The following is a 15,506-nucleotide window of genomic DNA, read 5'->3' on the forward strand; positions in this document are numbered from 1 at the left end:
AGTCTGCCTTGAGGCGCACACCTCACCCGGCCTTGAGCTACGCTACGCCGCTCTCGCTTGGGAGCGCAACGTCTTTTTCTGCGAGTCTCGCGAGAAAGTTTTTGCCGCGAGATTTACCGGTCAAGTTCCGGTCAGGAGTCCTGCTTGCACATATCGATGGCCTCCGTCACGTCTCCGCCGTTGACCAGGTGCAACACCGCCGGGCCGTACTTGTCCAGTTTGGACTTCCCGATCCCGTGGAGCGAGGCGAGTTCACTGTCGGATCCCGGACAGCGCTCGGCGATAGCGATCAAGGTCACATCCGTGAAGACGGTGAAGGCGGGTTTGCCGTCCTGCTTGGCGACGCTGACGCGCCACTCGCGCAGCCGCTCGAACAGTCCTTCATCCATAGTGGCGGGACAATCCTCGCAATGTCCCAGCTTGCGGTCGCGCGCGTCCGTGAGCGGCTTGCCGCAGCCGGAGCAGTCGAGGACCTTCGCCTTCTTCCGCTCGCGCGGTTTCGGCGCCGCCGCACCGGGATCGGTGGGCCGCGGGAAACCGCCGAGGCCGAGCGGCGCGAGGAAGCGGCAGAGCCGCCGCTCGCGCCCGCCCGCGTTGCGCGCGAGCCCGTAGGAGAGCTGCAGGCGCTCGCGGGCGCGCGTGATGCCCACATACAGCAGGCGGCGCTCTTCTTCCAGCGCGGTCTCGGTGCGGGCGAACGTGGTCGGGAGCGTGCCGTCGGCCAGGCCGACCAGGAACACCGCGTCCCATTCGAGGCCCTTGGCGGCGTGGAGGCTCGCGAGCGTCACGCCCTCGACGGCCGGGGCGTGCTGCTCGGCGGCACGCCGGCTGAGCTCGGCGCAGAACGCTTCGAGGTCCGGGTCGGGGCCGTCCTTCTCGGGATCGGCCCGGTGGTGCTCGAGGAACTGCTCGGCGAGGCCCGCGATCGCGGCCACCGCTTCGTACGCTTCGCGTTGCGCCCCACCGGAAGGCGCGGCGTCGGGCCGCCAGCCGACGGCTTCGAGCGCGGCCGGCACCGCCTCCAGGAGCGGCATCCGGGCAATGTCGGCCTTCGCGGCCGAGCGCAGGGCGACCACGGCCTGGCGTACCTCGGGCCGGTCGAAGAAGCGAGCGGCGCCGGTCACCACCGTGGGCACGCCGTAGGAGGCCAGCGCCTCTTCATAGGCCTGCGACTGCGCGTTGGTGCGGTAGAGCACCGCGATCTCCGAAGCGCTCGTGCCGTCGGCGATGAGCTTGGAGCAGCGGCGGGCGATCATGTCCGCCTCCTCCGCCTCGTCGGCGAAGACCTCGGCGGTGACGGCCGGGCCGTCGGGCCGCTGGCCGATGAGTTCGAGCCGCATCTTCGCTTCGCGCCCTTTGGATTCGCCGATGATCTGGTTGGCGAGGCCCACGACCTGCGGGGTCGAGCGGTAGTCGCGCACGAGGCGCACGAGCGAGGCGTCCCGGTGGCGGCGGGTGAAGTCGAGCAGGTTCCGCGAGGTGGCGCCGGTGAAGGAGTAGATGGTCTGGCTGGCGTCGCCCACGACGGTGATGTCGTCGCGGTCGCCGAGCCAGGCGTCGAGCAGGCGCTGCTGGAGCGGGGTGACGTCCTGGTACTCGTCGACCACGAAGAACCGGTACTGGCTGCGGATCTGGTCGGCGGTCGCGGCGTGGTCGGTGATGAGGTCGGCGGTGTACGCGAGCACGTCGGCGAAGTCCATGACGCCGGCGCGGCGCTTGGCCTCGATGTAGGCGGCGTAGACCTTCGCGACGTCCTCGGGGGCGGCGGGCGCGTCGCGGCCGAGGGCGGCGATGGCGCTCACGTAGTCGTCCGGGCCGATGAGCGACGAAGCGGCCCATTCGATCTCGGTGGTGAGGTCGAAGTTCTTGGCGCGGGAGGTCTGGAGTCCGGCGCGCGCGGCGGCGATGGCCGTGAACTTGAGGGTCGAGTCGACGAGTTCGGGGAGCTGGCCGCCGAAGCGGCGGGTGCCGAAGTAGCGGAGCTGGCGCAGCGCGGCGGAGTGGAAGGTGCGGGCGTTCACGCCGGAGACGCCGAGGCCGCGGAGGCGGTCGCGCATCTCCCCCGCCGCGCGGGCGGTGAAGGTGACGGCCGTGACGTGCTGGCCGCGCATGTCGCCGCGGAGGACCCGCCAGGCGATGCGGTGGGTCACGGCGCGGGTCTTGCCGGTGCCCGCGCCGGCGAGGATGCAGACCGGCCCGGGCGGGGCGGTCACGGCCTCGCGCTGTTCAGGGTCGAGTCCGGAGAGGAGCTGTTCGATGGCCTGATCGCGTGCGGTCATCCGACCAGTGTCCCAGAGGCCTCCGACAAGAACCCTTCGGACGTTCACCCGAAAGTGGTCGGCGTGAGCACCGCCACCGACCGGGGCGGTCCGGCGGGCAGCGCTCGAGCCGCACGGCCCTGGGGATCGGGCCCCCGGTTTCGAGAATGCCTGAGGGGTACGACAATCCGGCCTCGCGGCGCGATGTGAGCACCGCCACGGTGACCTCTGTTCCGGAGGAATGCCCCTGGGCGGTATCGCGTTACGCTCGTTGGAGAAGGAGGATCGATGATCACCATGTACAGCACCACTTGGTGCGGCTACTGCAAGCGGCTCAAGTCGGCGCTCGACCGCGAGGGCGTGCTCTTCAAAGAGGTCAACATCGAGGAGGACCCCGCGGCCGCGGAGTTCGTCATGGGGGTCAACGGCGGCAACATGACCGTCCCGACCGTGCAGTTCGAGGACGGCTCCGCCCTCACGAATCCCTCTCTCGCGCAGGTGAAGGCAAAACTCGCCGCTTGACCTGTGCCACATATCGAGACTATGGTCACGTTTAGGACACAAAGCCGGTACGATGCCCTATAGTTGACTCGTCAAGCTTGCTTAGCGACTTCGAGGGGTGGTCGCTAAGCATTCAGGCCCGGGATGGATCCGTCCCGGGCCTTTTTCTTTGCGCGGACCGCCTTCGCGCGCAAGGTCATCCGCACCGTGTTCGTGCACTTCATGAGCGATGGAGCCCATACATGTCGTCACCCCGCGCCGCCCTCGGCGTCACCCTCGTCCTGGCCGCCTCGCTGTTCTTCGGCGTGTGCGGCCCCTTCGGCAAAGTCGTCATCCAGGCCGGGCTCACCCCGATCCAGGTCACGTGGCTGCGCATCTGCGGCGTCGGCCTCATCGCGATCGCGGCGGCCGTCGTGCCGCTCCTGCGGCTGCGGGGCAAGGAACGCCTGCCCTGGGGCGGTCTGGTCCTGTTCGGCCTCACCGCGATCGCCGCGGTGCAGGCCTTCTACTTCATCGCGGTCGAGCGCCTGCCCGTCGGCATCGCGCTCCTGCTGGAGTTCATGGGGCCCATCGTGGTCGTCGCCTGGGTGCGGTTCGTGCGCCGCACCGTGCTGCCGCGCGCCGCGGTGGTCGGCACGCTGCTGAGCATCGCGGGCCTGTGCATCGTGGTCGAAGTGTGGTCGGGCCTGCGGCTCGACGCGGTCGGCCTGGTCGCGGGCTCGGCCGCGGCCGCCTGCCAGGCCACGTACTTCCTCTCGGGCGAGCGGCTCACCGCGAAGGTGGACGTGCGGGTGCTGCTCGCGGTCGGCTTCGTCGTCGGCGCGATCGCCTTGGCGCCCTTCGCGGCTCCGTGGGCGCTCGACTGGGCGGCGCTCTCCGCCGACGTGCGGCTCGGCGGCGTCGAGATCACCGGCCTCGTGAGCGTCCTGCTCCTCATCGGCTGCACCGCGCTCGCGTACGGCCTGGGCCTCAGCGGGCTGCGGTTCATCACGGCGCCGGTCGCCGGCGGCATCGGGTACGCCGAGGTCGTGGTCGCCTCGCTCTCCGCGTGGGCGCTGCTCGGCGAGGCGCTGACGGTGCCGCAGATCATCGGCGGCGTCGTCGTGATCGCCGGCGTGTTCACCGCGCAGCGCGCCGTCGCCGCCAAGACCGCGGTGCCGGACGTGACCGAAGCGGCCGTCGCTCAACTGAATTGACGGCCCGCAAGCTTCCCCGAAGCCGGTCTTATCCTTCGGCCAGCCAGCCGTCGATGAGGAAGCGCGCGATGGAGATCCGCACGGCGCTCGGCGTCGAGTCCTCGGTCTCGACCCACATCTGCCGTACTTCGTCGCGGGTGAACCAGCGCGCGTCCGCGATCTCGGCGTCCTGCAGCACGAGCTGCTGCGCCGGGTCGGCGGTCGCGCGGTAGCCGAGCATGAGCGAGCGCGGGTAGGGCCACGGCTGGCTCGAGACGTACTCGAGCCGGTCGATCTTGATGCCGATCTCCTCGCCCACCTCGCGGTGCACGGCGGCCTCCGCGGACTCGCCCGGTTCGACGAAGCCGGCGATGCACGCGTACCGGCCGCTCCTGACGGCAGCGGGCCCGGTCTTCGGGGCGCCGGAGTAGCGGCGGTGCTGGGCGAGCAGCACGCGGTCGGCGCCGTCGTCGATGAGGACGATCACGGCCGGGTCGGTGCGCGGGAACACCGGGCGGCCCGTGGCGGCCTCGAGTTCCCAGCCCGCCTGGCGGGGGCTCAGCGGCTCGCCGGTGGTCGGGTGGAACCGGTACGTCGCGTGCCAGTGGCCGATCGCGATGGCCTGCACGGCGATCGCGAGGTCGCGGCGGTCCCAGTCCGGTTTGATCCAGCGGCCCGGGAGGCCGTCGGGCAGGTCGGCGAGGACCGTGAACACGGGCGGCTGCTCGCCGCCGAGGTAGATGCGCGGGCCTTCGGGCGCGGTCGCCGCGTCGAAGTAGTGCAGGCCGTCCTCGTCGGCCGCGATGCGCTCGTTCTCGGGGTCACAGACCACGATCTGCGCCTGTTCCCAAGCGGCCGTGAGCCAGTCGTCGTCGCCGCGGTGCTCGCCGAGCCGGTCGAGCACGTCGATCGCCAAGGGCGGGTGGCTCATGCGGCCTCGATCTCCCCGAACGCGGCGAGCGGTTCGCGGACCTCCGCGCCGTCGCCGAGGACCACGGTGACCGCGCGGTCGGGGTCGAGCCGTTCGGCCGCGACGCGCTGGACGTCGGCGGGCGTGACCTCGCGGATCCGCTCGGAGTGCTCGGCGAGCCAGGCCAGCGGGAGGCCCGAGGCGGCGAGCACGGAAATGTAGTTGGCGACGCCGGCCTGGGTCGCGGTGGCGAGCTTGACCGAGCCGAGCGCGTAGCGGCGGGCCAGGTCGAGTTCGTCGGCGGCGGGCGGGCGCTCGGCCATGCCGCGCAGTTCGGCGCGGACCTCGGCGAGCGCGGGGCCGGTGACCTCGGTGGCGACGTCGACGGCGGCGAGTTGGATCGAGCCGGCCGGCGAGTGGTCCACGCGGGAGCGCGGCGAGTAGCCGTAGCCCTTGGTCTCGCGCAGGTTCATGACCAGGCGCGAGGAGAAGTAGCCGCCGAAGACGAGGTTCGCGAGGTGCTGCGCGGCGTTGTCCGGGTGCGTGCGCTCGACGGCCGGGTAGGCGACGCGGATCGCGGACTGGACCGAGCCGGGCCGGTCGACCAGGACCAGCGGGCCCGCGACGAGCTCGGGCAGCGGCTCCATGTGGCGCGGTTCGCCCGCGCCGTTCCAGTCGCCGAGGGCCTTCTCGACGGCGGCGAAGGCCGCGTCGGTGTCGATGTCCCCCACGATGATCAGGCGCGCGCCGGCCGGGTGCACGCGCGAGGCGTGCAGGGCGAGGACCGCGTCGCGTTCGACGGCGGCGACCTCGGCGGCGGTCGGCTGCTGGTGGCCGTACGGGTGGCCGTCCCACAGGCGCGCGTCGAGGACGCGGTTGACCTGGAAGTCCGGCTGCTGCTCGGCGACCGAGAGGCCGTCGATGATGCGCGAGCGCTCGACCGCGAGCGGGCCCTCCGGGTACTCGGCGGCCTTGAGCAGGTCGCCGAGGACTTCAAGGAGTTCGGGCAGGCCGGTCGCGAGGCTGTTGCCGGACACGGCGATCCGGTCCGGGTCGGCCCCGGCGCCGAGCGCGCCGCCCACGCCCTGGAGGCGCTGGGCGATCTCGGTCATCGAGGCGGTCTCGGTGCCGGAGAACAGCGCCGCGGAGAGCAGGTCGGCCGCGGCGAGGTCGGCGTGCGCGGCCGGGATCGAGAGCCGCACCTCGGCGAGCGGGACGCCCGGGCGGCGCGTGAGCAGCACCCGGAGCCCGTTCGGGAGCGTGCGCTCGACCGGGACCGGAAGGGACAGCGGGACTTCCGGCGCCAGGCCGGGAATGACGTTGCTCACTGGGCTCCTCCGGGAATGACTTCGAGAACGGCGCGGCGGTTCGGCGTCAGGGCGGCGGCCGCCTGGGCGACGGCCTCGGCGGTGACCTCGCCGAGCAGGGCCGGGAAGCGGGCGGACATCGACGCGTCGCCGTGGAAGATCTCGGCGGTCGCGAAGCGGCGCGAGCGCCCCATCACCGAGTCGTCCCCGCGCAGCAGTTGCGCCGCGACACGGGCCTTGACGCGGTCGAGCTCGGCCTCGTCGACGCCTTCGGCGATGCGGGCGAGCTCCTCCTGGACCGTGCCGAGCACGGTGTCGACGGCGTTGCCCGGCGGCAGGAACGCCTGGATGAGCATCACCGTCGGGCCGCGCGAGGCGAAGGGCTCGGCCATGAAGGTCGTGTGCGCGGCGACCGCCGTGGCGGTCTGGTCGGTGTGGATGAGCCGCTCGACCAGGCGCGAGGCGTCGCCGTCGGTGAGGAGTTCGCCGAGGACCACGTACGGCAGGAAGTCGTCGAGCTCGGTGACCGGGTCGGGGACGCGCCAGGCGACCGCGACGGCCGGGAGCGTCGCGCGCTCGTCTGTGTACGAGACGCGGCGTTCAGCGCTGAGGTCGGGTTCATTGAACGACGGGTGCACGGGCGCGGGGCGCGCCTCGACGCTGCCGAAGTGCCGTTCCACCAGTTCACGGGCCTGCGCGAGGTCGAAGTCGCCCGCGACCGAGAGGACCGCGTTCGAGGCCGGGTAATAGGCGTTGAAGAACGACTTCGCGTCGTCGACCGTGGCGGCGTCGAGGTCGACGAAGGAGCCGTAGCCGTCGTGCGAGTTCGCGAAGGTGTCGAACATGACCGGCGGGAGCTTGATCCACGGGAAGCCGCCGTAGGGGCGGTTGAGGACGTTGACCCGGATCTCCTCCTTCACCACGGACACCTGGTTCGCCAGGTTCTCCTCGGTGATCGCCGGGCCGCGCATGCGGTCGGCCTCGAGGAACAGCGCGAGCTCCAGGCCATTCGAGGGCAGGAGGTTGAAGTAGTCGGTGTAGTCGATGTGGGTCGAGCCGTTGAAGGTGCCGCCCGCGGACTGCACGTGCCGCATGTGCTCGGCCTTGCCGACGTTGTGGGAGCCCTGGAACATCATGTGCTCGAACAGGTGGGCGAAGCCGGTCCGCCCCTCGGGCTCGGATCGCATGCCCACGTCGTACACCACGGCGACGCCGACCACCGGAGCCCCGGGGTCCGGCGCGAGGACCACCCGCAGCCCGTTGGCGAGCTTGAACCGCTCGATCGCGAACGCCGGGGCGGGAATCGTCGCAACAGTCATGGTCGGAACCCTATCTCAGCTCGGTGATCTTCCGAGTGCGCGGCGTTCGTCACAGGCACTTGGAATCGGCATGAATTCCTGCTTGACTTCTAGGCTATGAACTCGCAGCGAATCGAACGCCTCAGCGACGCCCACCGCGCCGCGGCTTCGTGCTGCCGAATGTGCGCCTGCTGAGGGCTCCTGCACCGCCGCGCCCCGAAGCGGCGATCACCCACAGCGAAAGCGACCTTTCTTCCTCATGGAACCGAGACCCAGCATCCGCCTGTCCGGTGTGACCAAGCGCTTCGGCGACCTGGTCGCCCTCGACGGCGTGGACCTCGACATCGCCCCCGGCGAGATCTTCGGCATCCTCGGCCGCTCCGGCGCCGGCAAGTCCACGCTCCTGCGCACCGTCAACCTCCTCACCAGGCCCGATGAGGGCACGGTCGAGGTCGACGGCGTCGAGCTCACGACACTGCGCGGACGTGAGCTGCGGGCCTCGCGGGCCAAGACCGCGATGATCTTCCAGCACTTCAACCTGCTCTCCAACCGCAACGCGGCGTCCAATGTGGCTCTGCCCTTGCGGTTCCGGGGCGTGCCGCGCGCCGCCCGGCGCGAACGCGCGCTCGAACTGCTCGACCTCGTGGGCCTCTCGGACAAGGCGAAGGCCTACCCCGGGCAGCTCTCCGGCGGCCAGCGCCAGCGCCTCGCGATCGCCCGCGCGCTCTCCGCCTCGCCAGCCGTGCTCCTCTCCGACGAGGCGACCAGCGCGCTCGACACCGACACCACCGACGAGATCCTGGACCTGCTCGCGCGGCTCAACCGCGAACTGGGCCTGACGATCCTGCTCATCACGCACGAACTCGAAGTGATCACCCGCATCTGCCACCGCGCCGCGGTGATGGAGGAGGGCCGGTTCGTCGAGATCGGCGCCGTGCCCGAACTCCTCGCGGACCCGGACTCGCGCCTGGGCGGCCAGGCCCGGCGTCTCGCCGCGCGCCTGCTCGGGGACGAGGTGGCGCTGTGAACGACCGACTCGGCGAACTGCTGACCGAGGCGTTCTGGGAGACGCTGCACATCGTGGCGGTCTCGGGCGCGTGGACGCTGCTGGGCGGGCTGCTGCTCGGCACGGTCCTGTACATCACCTCCAAGACCGGCCCGAAGCCGATCGCGCTGGTGAACGCACCGCTCGGGCTCATCGTCAACGTCGGCCGGAGCGCGCCGTTCGTGCTGCTCATGGTCGCGGTGGTGCCGTTCACCCGTCTCATCACGGGGACGAGCATCGGCACCGAGGCGGCGATCGTGCCGCTCACGGTGGCGTCGATCCCGTTCTTCGCGCGCCTTGTCGAAGGCGCGCTCCTCGAAGTCCAGCCGGGCCTGGTGGAAGCGGCCCGCTCGATGGGCGCCAGCACGCCTGCCCTCGTCTGGCGCGTCGTGCTTCCCGAAGCGACCCCGGGCCTGATCCGCGGCTTCACCGTGACGCTCGTGGCGGTCGTCTCGTACTCGGCGATGGCCGGAATCGTGGGCGGCGGCGGTCTGGGCGACCTCGCCTACCGCTACGGCTACCAGCGCTTCGAGACCGAGTACATGATCTGGCCGCTGGTCATCCTCGTCGTGCTCGTGCAGCTCTTCCAGATCCTCGGCGACCGGTGCGCCCGCACCCTCGACCGCCGCTGAAGTTATTTCCCTACCTTCCCTTTAGGAGAACACCATGTTCAATCGTCGTACCCTCGTGGGCGCCTCCATTGCCACCGCGGCCGCTCTGACCTTGTCGGCTTGCGGCAATGACGGCGGCTCGGAGGCCACTGAGACCAACGGCACGGTCGTCGTCGCCGCCACCCCGGTGCCCCACGCCGACATCCTGAACTTCATCTCGGAGAACCTGGCCGAGGACGCCGGGCTCACCATCGAGGTCCAGGAGTTCACCGACTACGTGCAGCCGAACGTGGCGACCGCCGACGGCTCCGTGGACGCGAACTTCTTCCAGACCGAGCCCTACCTGGACGAGTACAACGCCGCGAACGGCACGGACCTGACGACCGTGGCGCCGGTGCACATCGAACCGCTGGGCCTGTACTCGAACTCGGTGGCCTCGGTCGACGAGATCCCGAACGGGGCGCAGATCGCGATCCCCGGCGACGGCTCCAACGGCGGGCGCGCGCTCGCCCTCCTGGCCGACGCGGGCCTGATCACCCTCGCCGACGGCGTCGACGTCACGCTCGCCACCGAGGACGACATCGCCGACAACCCGAAGAACCTCGAGTTCGTCCCGCTCGAGGCCGCGCAGCTCGCGCTCTCCCTCGAGGACGTCGACGCCGCCGTCATCAACGGCAACTACGCCCTCGAAGCCGATCTCAGCCCGGCTGAGGACGCCCTCTTCAGCGAGTCCCCCGAGGGCAACCCGTATGCCAACTACCTCGTGACCACGGCCGCCAACGCCGACAACCCGGACGTCCAGAAGCTCGCCGAGCTCCTCCAGTCCGACGAGGTCAAGCAGTTCATCCTCGACACCTGGTCCGACGGCTCGGTCATCCCGGCCTCCTAACCAGCCATTACACCCAGTCCAACCCGGTTGCACCGGCCGAACCGCAACACGTAAGATAGTTGCGGCCAGGCCGGGCAACCGGACGGGCGAAGGAGTGTGGCGCAATTGGTAGCGCATCGGTCTCCAAAACCGAGGGTTGCAGGTTCGAGTCCTGTCACTCCTGCAAGACCAGCATTATCCGAACACCGGGCCGCGATTCGCGGCCCGGTGTTCGGCGTTTCGGGCTCCAAATGACTGCGGTTTTCGGGCAGCAGCGGCGTGAACGGCGACGAGATCTGGTCGGCGCTGACCTTCGGCTCGCCGGTCGCTTCGTCGACGTAAACATGCAGCCGCTTGAAGAAGGACCTGTGGAAGGTCTTGTGGAAATTCTCCGGCACCGTCTTCAACAACCGCCGAGGATCGTCCAGCAGGCTGAGCAGCAAGGCGATCGCCTCGCCGGCACGCTCCACCTTCGCGTCGCCGACCTCAGTCAGGCGTTGATCGATGACGGCGAGCTCGCCGCGAAGCCGGCGCATCTTGACTTCGAGCCGGTCCTGCGGCCACTCGGGGTTCCCGACAAGATCGAGCAGGTGGCCCTGCTGATCGATCAATCGCCCCCGCTCAGATTCCAGGTTCCGACGAAGCGAGGCCGACAGCAAGCCCTTCTCCCGCAAGGCCTTGTCGATAGCCGCCTTCAGCTCAGTGGCGATCGATGGCGGCACGTTCAACGTCGTGTAATGAGCCGCGACTGCGGCTTCCATCTTCGCGACGGGCAGACGGGGCGTCTGGCAATGCTTCCCAGCCTTCCCGCTGCACAAGAAGTAGGAGTAGACGATGCCGCGCCGGTTCTTGACCGTGTCGAGGTAGAAGCGCGTGCGGCAGTTCGCGCACCACAAGAGCCCCTTGAGCGGATGGTCGTGAACGCGTTCGCGAGTGCCCGCGCCGCGCTGGTTGACCAGCACATCCTGCACTCGATCGAACAACTCTTGACTAATAAGCGGCTGATGACGCCCCTCATATTCCTTGCCCTTGAAGACGACTCGACCGAGATAGCGGCGGTCACGAAGCACCCGCCCAAGCGCCTCGATGGTGACCGGCCGACCGTTGGGCACGTCCTTCCGCGGCCGAGTCCGCAGACCGGCCTCGGTCACCGCCCGCTGGAGATCCTTGAACCCGTAGCGGCCGGTCGCGTAGAGCTTGAACACCATCACTACGAACGGCGCACGCTCCTCATCGACTGCGATGGTTCGCACCTCACGGCCATCGATCTTCTCGCCCACGTTCAGGTAACCAAGTGGCGCGAGTCCAGGTGTGCCACCCCTCGACGCCTTGGCTGCCATCTTGTAAGCCACGTCCGCCCCTGAGGCGCGAGATTGATACTCGTTGACGCCGTCGAGAATCGCCGCTACCAGGTCACCGATGTAGCTGTCCTCGGTGTAATCCATGATCGAAACGAGTTGGACGCCGAGTTTCCGAAGCTCCCTGCGGGTGATCGCCGCATCGGTCGTATCGCGGTGCATCCGCGAGCGCGCGTAGACCACGATCGCGTCCACGTCTTTGCTGTTGCGGACCCGCGCCATCATCTCCTGGAACTTCGGCCGCCCATCAACCGTCATCGCTGAACGGCCGGGCTCGACGTACTCGCCCACGACCTCCATCCCCAGCTCCTCGGCCTTTCGCAAACATGCTTTGCGCTGGGCGGGAATCGAATTCCCCTCGGGGTCGTAATCGGTGTCGACCTGCCCTCGCGAGGAGACCCGCAGGTACAGCACTGCTCGCTTCTTCTTGTTCGATTCGCTCATGAGCCGTCGGCCTTCCGATCGTCGTCATCGGTATGGCCCGCCAAGAGTTCGGACTCGTCGTCACGCTCAGCCACCGCAAAGGCAGCGTCAACCAGCGTCGCTGCGAGTGTTCGAACGTCGATCTCTTCGCGCAGTTCTCCGACCACGCGAATGTTGATGTCTCCGGCACCCATGGCAGTCACCGCCGGGCACCGGGATAGCGGCGGGTTGATGCCAACGTAGGCCCACTTCGTGGCGCTATCAAGCGCCCCGAAGTGCGTGGCTTCGAACCGAGGAATCGACCTTGAACCAGGCTAAGGAGGCACCGCGAAGAGGGCAGCCTCCAGGAGAGTGGTGTGGTTCGGTGTTGCACGACGTGTGTCCCACCGAGCACCGCGAATCCAGTCCAGGCGAGCCAAGAACGATACACCGATAGTTACTAAAAGTCAATACTTTCTCACAAATTCGGTTACCCTGCCCAGGGCCAACCCGAAGGAGCAAGGTAACCGTCTCAGCATCGCAAGGCAGTAACCGCTGATGAGTCTCCCTTTCGAAGGTAGACAGCGAGGGTAACCGCTGGGTGCGCGCACTCATGGAGCAGAAACCGGCTACTCAGTGTTCTTAACCTGTAAGTTCTCCTGATTCGCAGAAGAGACCCGCTCGATAATGGTTGCCCACCGCCGCACCCGAGGGGAGGTCAAGAGTGGCTGCCAGACGTGTCCCCGGCAAGAACACCGGTGACTTCGACGAGATCGCCAGCCGGTTGATGGAGCGCGACTTCGCGATCATCGACACGCTGTCGCGGCACAAGATCATGACCGCCGGGCATGTTGGAGGCGCTGTTCTTCCCCTCGGCCCATGCGGCGGCAGCGCGCCTGCTCACCTTGTACGAGATGGGGATCCTGGCGCGGTGGCGCAACCCCACCAGCCGCGCCTACCGCTACGTCCTGGACTGGCGCGGCCAGTACCTCCACGCGATGCGCACCGACGAGAAACCCCCGACGAAGGCCAACGCGGCTTTCAAGGCCCAGCAGCAGTTCCTTTCGGCCCATCGGCCCCATACCGAGGGCATCAACGCCTTCTACTGCCGCCTCATGCGAGCCGCCCGCACCCGAGGTGATGTCGAAATCGACTGGGTATTCGAGCCCTACAGCGCCTACAGCGGAATGCGCTCCGACGCGAACGTCACCCTCACCTGGACCGACGGACGCCGCCTCCATTTCTGGTTCGAGCACGACCGGGGCACCGAGACCCTGCAACGCCTCGCCGACAAGGTGAAGAGCTACAAAACCCACGTTGAGTACCACCACTACGAGAAGGCCGTGCTGCTCATCGAGGTCCCCACCCCAGGCCGCCTGGTCAACTTCCTGCCGCTGGCCACCGAGATCTGCGACGAGAGCCACCTGCGCAACACCCGCCTCAGCAAACTCACCGTCGCCGCCAGCGCCGCGACCGAAGCCGAACGGACCTTCACAAGACCCGAGACGTTCCCCGACCTCCTGGACGATCAGCGCTGGCACGTACTCGGCCGCGAGCTACCGGTCAGCTTCAATGAACTCCCCGCGATCGCCGAGGAGATCGCGAACCGGCCGATCGTGTGGGATTGGGACCCGGAGGTCGACCCCTAAGGGTCGACCCTCGGGCAGGACCGCGGACTGCCCCAGCCGTTCATGAACTCCGGTCATCCAGCATTCTTGCAGGTCAATGGCAGGTGCGCGGTTACCGGGCAGCCTGACATATATACATATCCCTGGGGGCGAAAACTACGGGAAAGGGGCCTGACCTCTGTCTGACGCAGCGGTGGTTCCCCCTGGGCTGCTTCAAATCTCCTTCCACAACTACTTTTTCGTGACGCTCCTGGTTAGGATCGGCGGGTGCAGAAGGGTCTGGTCGACGAAGCACGCTCACTCGCGGAGCGGGAGCTGAGCGGTCCGCTTCCGCGCCGATGGAGACATGTCACGGCAGTAGCGGCGAAGGCCTCACGGTTCGCCCCGCTCTTGCCCGCTGAACGCGGCCGACGCGCCCTCGTAGCCGCAGCGGTACTCCATGATGTCGGGTACGCACCTTCGGTTGCGGAGACCGGCTTTCATCCTCTCGATGGTGCCCGGTGGCTGAGGTCCCTTGAGTTCGACGGCCGAGTTGCGGCGTTCGTCGCTCACCACACGAACGCAGTCGTTGAGGCGGAACTGCGCGGTCTTTCCGCCGACCTCCTCGCGGAGTTCGAGCGCGAAGACTCCCCGGTAACCGACCTGCTCTGGTTCTGCGACCTGACTACCGGCCCGGACGGTCAGGACTTCACGGTCGATGAGCGCATCAAGGAGATCCGCGAACGCTACGAGCCCAGTTCAGTAGTCCGCGAGTTCATCGACCGGAGTGCTGGAACCTTCCACGAAGTCGCGAAACGCGTTGAAGCCCAGTTCCCGTCAGCTCAGCCGATGTAGGGCTCAGACCGCTTCCCGAGGCCATGATCGATGCGCATTCGCATCGAGGGATTAATCGGAAGCCGGTCAAGATCGCTCGGGTCGATCCAGGCGACACGAACCGACTCGGCGCTCGTGGCGACTTGCCCTCCGGTCGGCCTCGCCCGGAAGGCGATAGAGAACTGCTGACGGACCTCGCCGTCACCGTATTCGATGAGGTGGCCTGGGTCGGTGTAGAGGCCGATGACTCCGGTGACTTCGATGTCGATCCCGGTCTCCTCCTTGGTCTCGCGGACCGCAGTGTCCGCGATCCGTTCCCCAAAATCATGGCCGCCTCCTGGAAGCGCCCAGTCACCGTTGTCCGAGCGCTGGATGAGAAGAACCCGACCTTCTTCATTGGTCACGAACACGACGGTCGAAGGGACGACGCTGTTGGGTTCCGGGGCATCAGGGTTGTTGATGTGGTCGACGCGGCTCATGGCCTCACCTTCCCATGGTCACCGGTCCAGGCGTCGCGCGAAGCGGACCAGACTCGATCGAAGCTGTCAGCGTACGAGTTGAACAGGGTCCCGCCGGCGAGTCGGCGCAAGTGCAGCACTGGCGCATGTGCGGCCGGGAACCGTAGAGATGCGTGTTGACCAGCATCTCGTCGTCGTACCGGTAGACGCTGTTGTACAAGGTCGCTGAGTGAAAGCCCACGAAGACGCCCTCGGTCCCTCGCAGCTTCTCGTAGAAGGTCAGCACGTTGCGAATCTTTGCGGCGAGCGTGTCTCCGATACCTTCCTCGCGCCCTCGCGTCGCGACCGCGTCACAGTCGGGGTCCCCCAGCAGCACCGTGATCTTGGTTCCTGCCTTCGCCTTCGCTTTCAGCGCGTCGATCAGGTCGGGATCATGCTCGGGCAGGAAAAGCCCTGCGTAGACAAGGATGCCGATCCGTTCGGTGGCGTTGTCGAACAGCCGCCGCCACAGGTCGCTCGGCACCTGGAACCGACGCGGATACGTGCAGATCACCTCGGACTGCGAGACACGAGCTTGGCGCTCCTCGGTGTCGATGTTCGGCCAGAGATATTCCTCAGTCTCGTCGAGCATCGCAGCGAGGGCTGAGCGGTGCCGCGGGTAAGGAGTACGCCCAGTGCTGATCCAGCGCCGCACAGTCTTGGCATCGACTTCAAGGTCATCGGCCAGAGCCTCGGGTGTAACCCCGGCGGCCTGTATGGCGTCTTTCAATCTCTCGTTCGGCATGAGGACTCCGGCCCAGGGACGAATTCGGTTGCGGAGGACGTCTCTTCGCGTCCCATTGTGTAGTTCTAACGTCCCCGTCTGTCAAGCACC

General features: G+C 68.0%; 12 protein-coding genes, 1 tRNA gene and 3 pseudogenes. 8 read left to right on the plus strand and 8 right to left on the minus strand.

Annotation, left to right across the window (positions count from 1 at the left end):
* Positions 1-131 precede the first annotated feature (131 nt).
* Positions 132-2,279 carry an ATP-dependent DNA helicase UvrD2 gene (locus O2L01_RS21875; RefSeq protein WP_270124163.1) on the minus strand — a complete coding sequence of 716 codons (2,148 nt, stop codon included), beginning with the start codon at positions 2,277-2,279 and terminating at the stop codon, positions 132-134.
* 267 nt (positions 2,280-2,546) lie between these two features.
* Between O2L01_RS21875 and O2L01_RS21880 the strand changes: the two genes are divergently transcribed.
* Both O2L01_RS21880 and O2L01_RS21885 read left to right on the plus strand, forming a co-directional pair.
* The gene (locus O2L01_RS21880) at positions 2,547-2,780 is read left to right on the plus strand and encodes a mycoredoxin (protein ID WP_270124164.1); all 234 of its coding nucleotides are present in this window, start codon (positions 2,547-2,549) and stop codon (positions 2,778-2,780) included.
* A 221-nt stretch (positions 2,781-3,001) separates the two neighbouring features.
* Positions 3,002-3,955, plus strand: coding sequence for an EamA family transporter (locus tag O2L01_RS21885; protein ID WP_270124165.1), 954 nt, complete (start codon positions 3,002-3,004; stop codon positions 3,953-3,955).
* Between the two features lie 28 nt (positions 3,956-3,983).
* Here the strand turns inward: O2L01_RS21885 and nudC are convergent, their stop codons facing one another.
* The 3 genes from nudC to O2L01_RS21900 are packed head-to-tail and all read right to left on the minus strand — an operon-like array spanning position 3,984 to position 7,470.
* Positions 3,984-4,865: an NAD(+) diphosphatase gene (gene nudC, locus O2L01_RS21890; RefSeq protein ID WP_270124166.1), complete on the minus strand. Its 882-nt coding sequence runs from the start codon at positions 4,863-4,865 to the stop codon at positions 3,984-3,986.
* Positions 4,862-6,172, minus strand: a complete 1,311-nt coding sequence (locus tag O2L01_RS21895) for a M16 family metallopeptidase (protein WP_270124167.1) — start codon at positions 6,170-6,172, stop codon at positions 4,862-4,864. The genes nudC and O2L01_RS21895 overlap by 4 nt, the downstream gene beginning before the upstream one ends.
* The gene (locus tag O2L01_RS21900) at positions 6,169-7,470 is read right to left on the minus strand and encodes a M16 family metallopeptidase (protein ID WP_270124168.1); all 1,302 of its coding nucleotides are present in this window, start codon (positions 7,468-7,470) and stop codon (positions 6,169-6,171) included. The genes O2L01_RS21895 and O2L01_RS21900 overlap by 4 nt, the downstream gene beginning before the upstream one ends.
* A gap of 238 nt (positions 7,471-7,708) precedes the next feature.
* Between O2L01_RS21900 and O2L01_RS21905 the strand changes: the two are divergent.
* The 4 genes and pseudogenes from O2L01_RS21905 to O2L01_RS21920 form a co-directional block, all read left to right on the plus strand.
* A pseudogene (locus O2L01_RS21905) lies at positions 7,709-8,419 on the plus strand (methionine ABC transporter ATP-binding protein); the annotation flags it as partial.
* 53 nt (positions 8,420-8,472) lie between these two features.
* Complete coding sequence (locus O2L01_RS21910) at positions 8,473-9,126, plus strand: methionine ABC transporter permease (protein WP_270124170.1); 654 nt, start codon at positions 8,473-8,475, stop codon at positions 9,124-9,126.
* Between the two features lie 34 nt (positions 9,127-9,160).
* On the plus strand, positions 9,161-9,994 hold the full coding sequence (locus O2L01_RS21915) for a MetQ/NlpA family ABC transporter substrate-binding protein (RefSeq protein WP_270124171.1): 834 nt from the start codon (positions 9,161-9,163) through the stop codon (positions 9,992-9,994).
* A gap of 90 nt (positions 9,995-10,084) precedes the next feature.
* A tRNA-Trp gene (locus O2L01_RS21920) sits at positions 10,085-10,157 on the plus strand.
* A gap of 613 nt (positions 10,158-10,770) precedes the next feature.
* Here O2L01_RS21920 and O2L01_RS25785 read toward each other — a convergent pair.
* Positions 10,771-11,775, minus strand: a pseudogene (locus O2L01_RS25785) (recombinase family protein); the annotation flags it as partial.
* Positions 11,772-11,948 carry a hypothetical protein gene (locus O2L01_RS21930; RefSeq protein ID WP_270124173.1) on the minus strand — a complete coding sequence of 59 codons (177 nt, stop codon included), beginning with the start codon at positions 11,946-11,948 and terminating at the stop codon, positions 11,772-11,774. The pseudogene O2L01_RS25785 and the gene O2L01_RS21930, both read right to left, overlap by 4 nt.
* A 633-nt stretch (positions 11,949-12,581) precedes the next feature.
* Between O2L01_RS21930 and O2L01_RS21935 the strand changes: the two genes are divergently transcribed.
* Positions 12,582-13,382: a replication-relaxation family protein gene (locus tag O2L01_RS21935; protein WP_270124174.1), complete on the plus strand. Its 801-nt coding sequence runs from the start codon at positions 12,582-12,584 to the stop codon at positions 13,380-13,382.
* 246 nt (positions 13,383-13,628) lie between these two features.
* Entirely contained in the window at positions 13,629-14,195 is a 567-nt protein-coding gene (locus O2L01_RS21940) for an HD domain-containing protein (protein ID WP_270124175.1), read from the plus strand.
* Here the strand turns inward: O2L01_RS21940 and O2L01_RS21945 are convergent.
* Together O2L01_RS21945 and O2L01_RS21950 are read right to left on the minus strand one after the other, a co-directional pair.
* Positions 14,183-14,653, minus strand: coding sequence for an NUDIX hydrolase (locus tag O2L01_RS21945; RefSeq protein WP_270124176.1), 471 nt, complete (start codon positions 14,651-14,653; stop codon positions 14,183-14,185). The genes O2L01_RS21940 and O2L01_RS21945 overlap by 13 nt on opposite strands.
* Positions 14,650-15,416 (minus strand): annotated as a pseudogene (locus O2L01_RS21950) (helix-turn-helix domain-containing protein). The gene O2L01_RS21945 and the pseudogene O2L01_RS21950 overlap by 4 nt, the downstream one beginning before the upstream one ends.
* Positions 15,417-15,506 lie beyond the last annotated feature (90 nt).

Origin of the sequence: Glycomyces lechevalierae (assembly GCF_027622945.1) — a bacterium.
Taxonomy (GTDB): domain Bacteria; phylum Actinomycetota; class Actinomycetes; order Mycobacteriales; family Micromonosporaceae; genus Glycomyces; species Glycomyces rutgersensis.